The sequence below is a fragment of the Microcystis sp. M_OC_Ca_00000000_C217Col genome (assembly GCF_007095585.1).
GTDB classification, from domain to species: Bacteria; Cyanobacteriota; Cyanobacteriia; order Cyanobacteriales; family Microcystaceae; genus Microcystis; species Microcystis panniformis.
In genome coordinates this window covers 1-9965 of the sequence record NZ_SFBV01000241.1, presented here as the reverse complement: position 1 = coordinate 9965, position 9965 = coordinate 1, and the positions used below count along the sequence as shown (strand labels likewise).

Annotated in this window: 11 protein-coding genes, 1 tRNA gene and 3 pseudogenes; 13 read left to right on the top strand and 2 right to left on the bottom strand. The window is 44.3% G+C overall.

The features are described 5' to 3' along the window. Window positions 1–107: 107 nt before the first annotated feature. Window positions 108–416 (top strand): annotated as a pseudogene (locus EWV66_RS14935) (ABC transporter ATP-binding protein); the annotation flags it as partial. A 102-nt stretch (window positions 417–518) separates the two neighbouring features. On the opposite strand, the gene murA reads toward EWV66_RS14935, so the two are convergent. Further along, complete coding sequence (murA, locus tag EWV66_RS14930) at window positions 519–1832, bottom strand: UDP-N-acetylglucosamine 1-carboxyvinyltransferase (RefSeq protein ID WP_052276259.1); 1314 nt, start codon at window positions 1830–1832, stop codon at window positions 519–521. 191 nt (window positions 1833–2023) lie between these two features. Here murA and EWV66_RS14925 point away from each other — a divergent pair. Continuing rightward, window positions 2024–2107 (top strand) — tRNA-Leu (locus EWV66_RS14925). Window positions 2108–2169: 62 nt separating this feature from the next. Beyond that, window positions 2170–2964, top strand: a complete 795-nt coding sequence (locus EWV66_RS14920; protein WP_052276260.1) for a TrmH family RNA methyltransferase — start codon at window positions 2170–2172, stop codon at window positions 2962–2964. Between the two features lie 42 nt (window positions 2965–3006). On the opposite strand, the gene EWV66_RS14915 is transcribed toward EWV66_RS14920, so the two are convergent. Then, a complete protein-coding gene (locus EWV66_RS14915) occupies window positions 3007–3714 on the bottom strand; it encodes a TIGR02391 family protein (protein WP_287107696.1) in 708 nt (235 codons plus the stop codon). Between EWV66_RS14915 and EWV66_RS14910 the strand changes: the two genes are divergently transcribed. From EWV66_RS14910 to EWV66_RS14865, 10 genes and pseudogenes are all read left to right on the top strand, one after another. Further along, on the top strand, window positions 3704–3904 hold the full coding sequence (locus EWV66_RS14910) for a hypothetical protein (protein ID WP_287116001.1): 201 nt from the start codon (window positions 3704–3706) through the stop codon (window positions 3902–3904). The genes EWV66_RS14915 and EWV66_RS14910 overlap by 11 nt on opposite strands. A gap of 386 nt (window positions 3905–4290) precedes the next feature. Then, window positions 4291–4557: pseudogene (locus EWV66_RS14905) on the top strand (IS30 family transposase); the annotation flags it as partial. Between the two features lie 274 nt (window positions 4558–4831). Then, the gene (purH, locus tag EWV66_RS14900; protein ID WP_052276262.1) at window positions 4832–6367 is read left to right on the top strand and encodes a bifunctional phosphoribosylaminoimidazolecarboxamide formyltransferase/IMP cyclohydrolase; all 1536 of its coding nucleotides are present in this window, start codon (window positions 4832–4834) and stop codon (window positions 6365–6367) included. Window positions 6368–6928: 561 nt separating this feature from the next. Next, window positions 6929–7039, top strand: a complete 111-nt coding sequence (locus EWV66_RS14895) for a BrnA antitoxin family protein (protein WP_353734458.1) — start codon at window positions 6929–6931, stop codon at window positions 7037–7039. A gap of 404 nt (window positions 7040–7443) precedes the next feature. After that, entirely contained in the window at window positions 7444–8025 is a 582-nt protein-coding gene (locus EWV66_RS14890; protein WP_072927210.1) for a hypothetical protein, read from the top strand. A gap of 189 nt (window positions 8026–8214) precedes the next feature. After that, window positions 8215–8433 (top strand): hypothetical protein, encoded by a 219-nt coding sequence (locus tag EWV66_RS14885; protein ID WP_110579071.1) that lies wholly within the window; start codon window positions 8215–8217, stop codon window positions 8431–8433. Then, window positions 8430–8699 (top strand): type II toxin-antitoxin system RelE family toxin, encoded by a 270-nt coding sequence (locus EWV66_RS14880; RefSeq protein ID WP_287108379.1) that lies wholly within the window; start codon window positions 8430–8432, stop codon window positions 8697–8699. The genes EWV66_RS14885 and EWV66_RS14880 overlap by 4 nt, the downstream gene beginning before the upstream one ends. Window positions 8700–8847: 148 nt before the next feature. After that, window positions 8848–9060, top strand: a complete 213-nt coding sequence (locus EWV66_RS14875) for a type II toxin-antitoxin system VapB family antitoxin (protein ID WP_002754145.1) — start codon at window positions 8848–8850, stop codon at window positions 9058–9060. Next, window positions 9047–9445: a type II toxin-antitoxin system VapC family toxin gene (gene vapC / locus EWV66_RS14870; protein ID WP_052276264.1), complete on the top strand. Its 399-nt coding sequence runs from the start codon at window positions 9047–9049 to the stop codon at window positions 9443–9445. Before EWV66_RS14875 ends, vapC begins: the two co-directional genes overlap by 14 nt. A 279-nt stretch (window positions 9446–9724) precedes the next feature. Then, window positions 9725–9847 (top strand): annotated as a pseudogene (locus EWV66_RS14865) (helix-turn-helix domain-containing protein); the annotation flags it as partial. Window positions 9848–9965 lie beyond the last annotated feature (118 nt).

The following is a 9965-nucleotide window of genomic DNA, read 5'->3' as shown; positions in this document are numbered from 1 at the left end:
TGATAATTGACCACTGTTGCATTTGGTAAATCGAGGAGTTGATCAAAATTTATCCACATAACCCACCTCCTGTTCTGTGTTACTATTATACCATGCTCACACAGAACCTAGAAGAGCCACCTTTTGGGGCTTTAGATGCTTTAACTAAGCGAAAATTACAACAGGAAGTGCTGAAAATTTGGGAGAGTCACCGGCAAGCGGTGATCATGATTACCCATGATGTAGATGAGGCAATTTTCATGTCCGATCGCATTGTTTTAATGACCAATGGGCCCCATGCTAATATCGGTGAGATTTTAACAGTGCCTTTTCCCCATCCCCGGGAGCGTCACGCCATGAGAGAAACTCAAGAATATTATGATTTAAGAAATCATGCTCTCGATTTTCTGGAGCGTTATTTTACGGCAGATGAATAGGCGGTAAAAAAGTCAGATAATATCTGTAGGGGCAAGGCATTCGGATAGGAAATCTACGGTTTCAGCGATAGGTTATTGCCCGAATGCTTCGCCCTTTTTCTATTAAGATGGGGACAGGGTAGCCAATTCTAAGGCTAAAGGATCAACCCGGCGTAAATTTGCCCCTAATGCTCTTAATTTACCCTCTAAATTATCGTAACCTCGATCGAGGTGATGGAGTCCCTGCACAATAGTAGTCCCCTGGGCCGCCAATCCCGCCACCACCAAAGCTGCCGAAGCGCGTAGATCCGTGGCCATCACCGGCGCCCCGGAGAGGAAAGGCACACCGCGCACTAAAGCCACATTTCCTTTGACCTTGATATCTGCTCCCAGACGCTTTAATTCGGCCACATGACGCAGACGATTTTCAAAAACCGTCTCATTAACTACGCTACTGCCCTCGGCTAAAGTTAATAGAGCCATAAATTGGGCCTGCATATCCGTGGGAAACCCGGGATAGGGTAGGGTTTCGATATCGGTGGCTTTTAAGTCTCTAGGGATAATCCGGAGACGATTAGGATCATCTTCCACCACTTCCGGACCGATTTCGTGCAGTTTGGCAATTACCGAAGCTAAATGGCTGGGAATCACGGGATAAAGACTAATTTCTGAGCGGGTAATCGCCCCGGCTATCAGTAAAGTCCCGGCTTCAATGCGATCGGGAATGATATTGTAATCGGTACTGTGCAGACGGGAAACTCCCTCAATGACAATTGTATTGGTTCCGGCACCGCGAATTTTTGCCCCCATGGAAACACAAAAATTGGCCAAATCAATCACCTCTGGCTCCTGGGCCGCATTACCGAGAATGGTTTCCCCGAACGCTAAAGTCGCCGCCATCATTAGGGTTTCCGTCGCTCCCACACTGGGATAATCCAGATAAATATTCGCCCCTTTCAGACGACCATTCCCTTTAACGCGGGCGTGTACCATGCCGCCATCAATTAATACATCTGCACCCATTGACTGTAGGCCTCTAACGTGCAGATCCACTGGTCTGGCCCCAATGGCGCAGCCACCGGGGAGGGGAACTTTTGCTTCTCCTAAACGGGCTAAAATCGGTCCGATGGCAAAAAAACTGGCTCGCAACTGGGAGACGAGATCGTAGGGCGCTTGAGCTTGTTTGAGGTCTCTGCCATTAATCTCTAGTCTATCTCCGGTGCGACGGACTTGCACGCCCAAAGCCGAGAGAATTTGACTCATCCGCTCGATATCGGCTAGAGCAGGTACATTACTAATCTGGCACTCGTCGGAGCAGAGTAAAGCTCCCGCCATAATCACTAGAGCGGCATTTTTGGCACCACTGATCTTAACTTCACCCTTGAGAGAGTGACGACCTTGAATTTCTAAATAGGGATGCTCGGTATCGATGGTCATAGGATCATTCATTTATCTTAGTTGGGAGTCTTGGCTAAGGAAAGCTTTGGTAAAATTAGACTGCATTTTATCAGATTTTTGAACGAATTATCGGTGATTCTACCCTGAAAAACGATTTTTGTCTTAATTATCTCAACTATCTTGACTTATGGATTGTCCGATAGTATAATAGGAGATTGTGAAAGAAAAATGCGGAACTGGCGGAATTGGTAGACGCGCTAGATTCAGGTTCTAGTGTCTGCAAAGACTTTCGGGTTCAAGTCCCGAGTTCCGCATTATCTCCCTCAAAACGTAGTTATTTAGGGCAGCCCTAGCGGGGTGAAAAATACGATTGGCTATGATTAGCAGTGTTCAAAACCCTTTAATCAAGCAAATTCGCAAGCTACACCGCACTAGAGAGCGACAGGAGCAGAATTTGTCCTTAATTGAGGGAACGCACTTACTAGAGACGGCTTTAGCGGTGAATTGTTCCCTAGAGACGGTCTGTTATACTGAAAAGTGGCAGCAAAGACAGGCAGAATTAGCAGAAAAGTTTCAAAATCAGGCGAAACGAGTCGAGATAGTTTCCCCGGAAGTTCTCGCTTCCCTAGCAACAACGGTTAATCCCGATGGTGTGATTGCCACTATTTCCCGTCATCACCTTCATCCAACCCCCCAAAATCCGCTACAATTGGGCTTAGTTTTGGAAAGATTGCAGGATCCGGGTAATCTCGGCACTATTATTCGCACTGCCGTGGCTACGGAAGTACAGGGTATCTGGTTAAGTCTCGATAGCGTCGAAATCGATAACCCGAAAGTGATCCGCAGTTCCGCCGGGGAATGGTTTCGATCGCCCCTAGTGGTAGAATCGGATTTATCGGCTTTAGTGAAAAAATATCAAGCACAGGGGGTAAAAGCGATCGCGACTTTACCCACAGCCACCAAAAACCACTGGGAGATTGATTTTACCCGTCCGACTTTAATATTATTAGGCAATGAAGGGGCTGGTTTATCACCCCAATTAGCGACTTTAGCCGATGAAACGGTGAAAATTCCCCTCTTTGGAGGTGTGGAATCTTTAAATGTTGCGATCGCTACTGCTGTCATCCTCTACGAAGCTAGAAGACAATTATCCTACAGTAGGGTGGATTAGCGTCAGCGTAATCCACCGTTAAACCAGACAAGAATTAGAGATTTATGTATTCTCGTTTTCTGTCTCCCAATCTAAATTATCTAGCATCTTCAACAATAAATTAATGAATACGATAATTTCTCCACCCTCCTCTGGTTTAGGATCGATGAATCGATGAGCGTAACGGTTACGAAAAAGCTTCATTGTACCCGAATATAAATCACGGTATGCCTCTAATTCTTCTGATGGAAGCTTATCTTTTTGTAGAGATTTATTGCTTCCAAAAATTAGGTTAACAATACCATTACCCGTGGCTTTTTGATTAATATTATCTATATTTCCCAGTTTCCTCATGCGGTCTTCTAAAACCACTGTCGCATTGCGAATCGCAGTATCCCACGCTTTTGGATTATCTCCACCCGCACTCACAGAAAAACGGACTCTCTCCCATAGTTCGCAGTCTAAATGTTCAACTTCAGTCAAGGGAATTAGATGACGAATAGCCGAGCGATTGGGTTCAGCAAAGTTAGAATCAACCGCTTCATAAGCTTTTTGTGTTAGAGCGCACTTGTATTCATCCGAGGCTATTGTTTGCAAATTAATATAACCAGATTTTTCTAATCCACCGAGCGTTGGGAATTCGACCTCAGGACAGCTATCAGAACCCGTGTAATTTGGCCAACTAGGACCTCCGAAAACCTGACAACCCCACAAAATATTGTCCTCGGCGGGAAAATCACCAGCCAGTACTCCTTTAACTATCCATCGCAAAAGGTTTTGGTTCTTCGGTTTGTGGCGATTTTTGTCAATTGTTTTTGATCTAGAGCGAACTAATCAATTAAATCTCTTGCCAGATAAGGATTTAGTCGATTTATGCCCCCCTATCGAACCATACCAAGTAACGAAGAGCCAAGGTTTTTTTGTTTTTCTGTTAAACTCATATTTACACCTCGAAAGGTAAATAACAGTACTATTATACTATGTAGTTTTGATTTTCGTAACGGGAATTTGCTAAAACCGACATCTATATAGGGTCTGCTGAAAAAGTACGGGCCGATGAAGACGCAAGGTTTTGAACGACGATTCTCTCAAAATCTTGCACCTGTGAGAGCAAAACAGAACCCTAAAACCCTTACCTCGTCTATATTTCACATTTATTCAGCAAGCCCTATATAAATCCCTCGGATAGGTGAAACTGTTTCTATGAATAGTGAAATTTGAGACAGTCAACCAATTTTTTAAGTAGGGAGGCACAATTATTTGTAGGATGGGTTAGCGGTAGCGTAACATAATCGGGCGTTGGGTTTCATGCTTCAACCCAACCTACGTTCTATGAATAGTGAAAGTGGACATCAAGAGTTGAGTCAGAAACTAGGAGCAGATTTTTATTTTGCTACTCCTTATCATTCTTGGGAGAGGGGATTAAACGAGCCTACTAATGGACTGTTAAGACAATTTTTTCCCAAGGGAACGAATTTTAAAATCCTTAAGCCAGAGGAGGTGGAAAGAGCCGTAAACTTGATTAACAATCGTCCTCGAAAATGTCTTGACTATCGTAGCCCGAATGAGGTATTCTATGAAGGTAGATCAGACAGTAATGCAATTCAGACTTGAATTGGCCGATGATGGTAATCTGACAACATTTGGCGATGACGGTTGCCAAGGGGTTTTCACTAATCTCGATGGACTTCGTTACCCTAAAAAATCCTGTATTTTTTAACAAGTCAGACTAAATCTTTCAAGGAGGACTTTAAAAATTGCCTTGGCATAAGTTGCTATTTGAGAGATAAAAATATAGAAGCAGCTGATTATTTACTAACCTACTTTTTTTAATTTTTAACGGGTTAGGACTGAGATATACTGAAATGGTTGCTTATAGATCACTACTATGGGACGTTTAGCGCTGATCAGCGTGACTGACAAAACCGGAATAGTTGACTTTGCCCGTCAGCTAACAGAAGAATTTGATTTTGAAATTATTAGCAGTGGAGGAACCGCCAAAACGCTCCAATCGGAGGGAATTCCCGTGATTAAAGTGGGAGAATATACAGGATCTCCTGAAATCTTGGGCGGAAGGGTGAAAACTCTCCATCCTCGCATCCATGGCGGTATTTTGGCTAGACGGGATTGGCAGTCAGATTTAGCGGAAATGGAGGCTAATCAAATTCGTCCTTTTGATTTGGTGGTGGTTAATCTCTATCCCTTTGAACAGACGATCGCTAATCCTGATGTTACCACCGCTCAGGCGATCGAACAAATCGATATTGGCGGTCCGGCGATGTTACGCGCCTCGGCTAAAAATTTCGCCCATTTGACTGTCATCAGTAACCCGAAGTATTACGAGCAGTATTTAAGCCAATTACGGCAAAATAACGGCGAAATCTCCCTGGAATTCCGTCAAAAAATGGCGGGGGAAACCTTCGCTTTAACCAATGCCTACGATGGAGCGATCGCATCCTATTTCGCCAGCTTAAACGGGGAAACGACGCGCTTTAATTTGGCGGGAAATGCCCTGCAAACCCTGCGTTACGGCGAAAATCCCCACCAAAGCGCCACTTGGTATGGTAGCGGTACAATGGCTCAAGGTTGGGGAAAAGCGACCTTATTACAGGGAAAAGAACTAAGTTATAACAATTTAGTCGATTTAGAAGCAGCCCGCCGTTTAATCGTCGAATTCGGCAGGGAAGAACCGGCCGCCGCTATCTTGAAACACACTAATCCCTGTGGAGTGGCGATCGGTGGTAGCTTAGTGGAAGCTTATGCTAAAGCTTTTCATGCCGATGCTATCTCGGCTTTTGGGGGTATTGTTGCCCTAAATCAAGCCATAGATGAAGCAACCGCTAAAGAATTAACGAAAACCTTCCTAGAATGCGTGGTTGCCCCCGATTGTAGCCCTGAAGCCCGGGATATCCTCGCTAAAAAGTCAAAAGTGCGGATTTTATTGCTGCCGGATTTAAGCAGGGGAGAAAAACAAACAGTAAAAGTTATCGCTGGCGGTTTTCTAGTACAAGCGGCCGATGACGTGGTAGAAACCCCGGATGAGTGGCGAGTGGTGACAGAAAAACAACCTACCCCCGCACAATTAGCGGAATTACTGTTTGCTTGGAAAGTATCTAAGCACGTTAAATCTAACGCTATTGTGGTGACAAAAAATCAAACTACTTTAGGCGTTGGTGCGGGACAAATGAATCGCGTTGGTTCGGTAAAAATTGCCCTTGAACAAGCAGGGGAAGCTGCTAAAGGTGGCTATTTAGCTAGTGATGGCTTTTTCCCCTTTGATGATTCTGTTCGCACGGCGGCCCAGTTTGGTATCGAGGCAATTGTTCAACCCGGAGGTTCTTTAAAAGATCAGGATTCGATTAATGCCGCTAATGAGTTAGGTTTAATTATGGTCTTAACAGGCATTCGTCATTTCTTGCATTAATACAAGGTTAGGGTGTGTTATTGCTTAAATTAACGCACCCCAACCAGTTATTAATTAGGGTTTGCTGAATAAATGTGAAATGTAGGCAAGGTAAGGGTTTTGTGGCTTTTCTGGCGAAACAGGTGCAAGATTTTGAGAGAATCGTGCTTCAAAACCTTGCGTCTTCATCGGCCCGCGTCCTGTAGGGGCGAAGCATTCGGGCAATAACCTATCGGTGAAACTGGAGATTTTCTATCCGAATGCTTCGCCCGTACTTTTTCAGCAAGCCCTAATTATCGGTTAATTTCCCCTATTCAATAGTTTTAAATTTCCCAAAAGCGCGAGTATGTCCAGCTTTTGGGGAACAAAGAAAATAGTGCTATATTTGGCTATTTATTTAGGTCATTTCCTCAAATGCTTTGGACAAAAATTGACCATACTTGGCGATTAATGTTTCCTCTCCAACCATTAAAAGTGTCAAAATAATAGTAAAGTTTTGTGACAAAGTGCAGTCAGATATAAGAATCTTTGCTAGAACTCCAGGACGAAATATGAACAACGAACCTACTTCGAGCAACTCTCATCAGACTCCCCATTGATAGCGATGTATTAGAGTGGTTTAAGTCTCAAGGGCGTGGCTATCAAACACAGATCAATCAATTGCTACGAGCGTATATGGAGGCACATCAATAACAGGCAGATTCATGTTTTTGTATTTGAAAACAAGGATTGCAGCGGCATAACAAGGGATTTACCATACTTTATTAGACTGAAAACCGCTATAACAAATCACCGCACCCGAAATAATAGTAAAATTTTGTGACAAAGTGCAGCCAGATACAAGGATCTTTGCCATAATTCTGGAAAGCTTCTATGATAAGTCTCCTTAAAAGGAGATTGTTGGCAGTAAGCTAATCTGGCTAACAGGCTTTTGAGTGTGATCTGGGGGAAGTTTCTTGCGATTGCGCCTAAATGGAGTGACATACAGAAAGTTGACCCATATCGTTACTCTGAAGAGTGTTATACAGAGAGTTTCCGTATAATTAACAGTTATGCGGCAACCCTCGAATAACAGTACCTACATAGAGTTAAAAGCCATGACTAGAATTCGAATTGAGCTGGTTGATGTATATTGCCGTGACACTGAGGATGTTACTGGTGCAGATGAATTTTACATCTTGGGTGGTGTCGGTTCTTACTCAAAATTAGGAGCGACAGGCGATGATCTGAAAATTCGCCCAGTCTTGACTGTTCCTATTAAAATTAACGACAAGCAGCGCAAACCATTTGGTAAAGGGGGCGGTATTATATTTGATGATGACGTACCTGAAAACAACACTTTGTACATTGCCTTGGCTGGATATGATGAAGACGCAAACAAAGACTGGTCAAAGCATGGTGAAATGGTGACGAAAGTGGGAAGTGCCATATCTGCGGGCTTAAAAGCGGTTCCCTATCCCCCTGCCCAAATTACGGGAACAATTCTTCCGCTTGCGATTGCGGGTGTAGGACTCGCAATGATGCTGGATAAAGATGATGAATTGGGACAACTCAAGCGTGATTTGCCAGTTTCAGCAATTTCCAGTGGGAGCCACGCCCAGTTTTGGACTCTCCGAAAAAAAGGAGGATGGTATTCGAGTTGGGATTACACCGTGACCTATCGAATTCACAAGGGATAATATAGCCGTAGGGTGCGTTCCCTAATCTGGATCCTACTGCTCCACTGATCGATTTTGGGGAACGTACCATGCACATTGATTGAAGCTATGAGTTTAAGTGCGATGCTGAAGGCACTGGGTAGCAGTACGCCATCGCTGTAGCAACGTGGAGGCTAGAATATATTAAGCCCTATACGTTAGATGTTGTATATGACTGAACGACTTGAGCAGGTGATCGCCCAATTACAAACCTTGTCAACCGATCAACAGGACGCGATCGCAACCCTAATTTTGGCAGAACTCGAAGAAGAAAAGCGATGGAATGACTCCTTTGCCGGCTCACCAAACTTGCTGGCTAAACTAGCAGCCGAAGCAATGGCAGAACATCGATTGGGCAAGACTCAAGAATTAGACCCAGAAACGTTGTGAAGTCTTGTACCACTGCTCGTTTTCGGGAGATGTTTGCAAATCTTCCAAAACCGATTCAAGAGCAGACCCGTAAAGCGTATCGGCAATTCAAAGAAGACCCAAGCTATCCCAGCTTGCGATTCAAGAAAGTCCATCCAAAGCTGCCCATCTATTCTGCACGCATCAATAGGGATTATCGTGCTGTCGGTCAATTAGAGGATGATACGGTGATTTGGTTCTGGGTTGGTTCCCATACAGAGTACGATATGCTGCTGGAGCAATTGTAGTGCGATGCTGAAGGCACTACGCCATTGCCCTATGTAGCTTAAAGCTTGAGAGCCAACTAACAAAGATATGCCCAGAGGTGGGTTAGTCATCTATCGGATTAAAATGTAAAGAAAATAATCACTTATACTTCAATCTAATATCCATCCTATGCAAATTACCCTCAACCTTGATGAATCGCTTCTCAAGGAAGCCTTTCAACTGACTAACCTCACCACCCAAGAGGAACTAATGAATCTTGCTCTACAAGAATTCGTAAAATCCCGCCGTAAGAAAAACCTTCTCGACCTTGCCGGACAAATTCAATTTGCTCCAGATTTTGATTATAAAGCCCTACGTGAAACTCGTCATGTTGCTGATTGACACATCTGTGTGGATCAGCGTCTTCCGCGATCGCAGTGGTCAAGTTCGCCAGCAACTGGAAACGTTAATTGCAAATCGTGAGATTTTACTCACCCGCTTTACCCAGCTTGAACTGCTTCAAGGGAGCTTAAACGAGCAAGAGTGGACAATCCTCTCTACTTACCTCGAAGTGCAGGATTATGTTGAACTCAGTCCTTCTTCCTGGCAAGCGGCTGCACGTATTTACTATGATCTGCGTCGTCAAGGATTGACTGTTCGCAGCCCAATTGATTGCTGTATTGCTCAAGCGGCACTGGAAAATGATCTGCTTCTGATTCACAACGACCGTGATTTTGAAACCATTGCTCAAGTGCGATCTCTTCAAAATCTCCGTTTTCAGCCCTAGGGTGCGTTCCCTAATGGGGGTCCTACTGCTCCACCGATCGATTTTTGGGAACGCACCATGCCCATTGATTGAAGCTGTGAGTTTAGTTGCGATGCCGAAGGCACTGGTTGGTCTATCGGCGCGTTACGAGGGCAAGCCTAATCGTAATCAAATTCAGAATGGTACAGTCACACGAAGGTGGTATTGGAACAGTGGAAGGGTCTGAAACCCCGTCGTTCTACGACGGCTTTACTGTTAAATATGAGCATCGTTTACGAAATATATGCTAAAATGTGAGGTATGGAAAAAGCCTATTCGTTTCGATTTTACCCCACACCCGAACAAGAGTCGCTATTGCGGCGCACTTTGGGCTGTGTAAGATTGGTTTACAACAAAGCTCTCCACGAACGAACACAAGCTTGGGGTGGTGATTCGGTAGTAGTGATGGCGGCTTAATCCTTTGCTTTGCTGTGCATTGTAGTCATGGATAAAATACCAAAGGGTTCCCCAACGTGATTCTCCATTTTTTTAGAGAAAGATA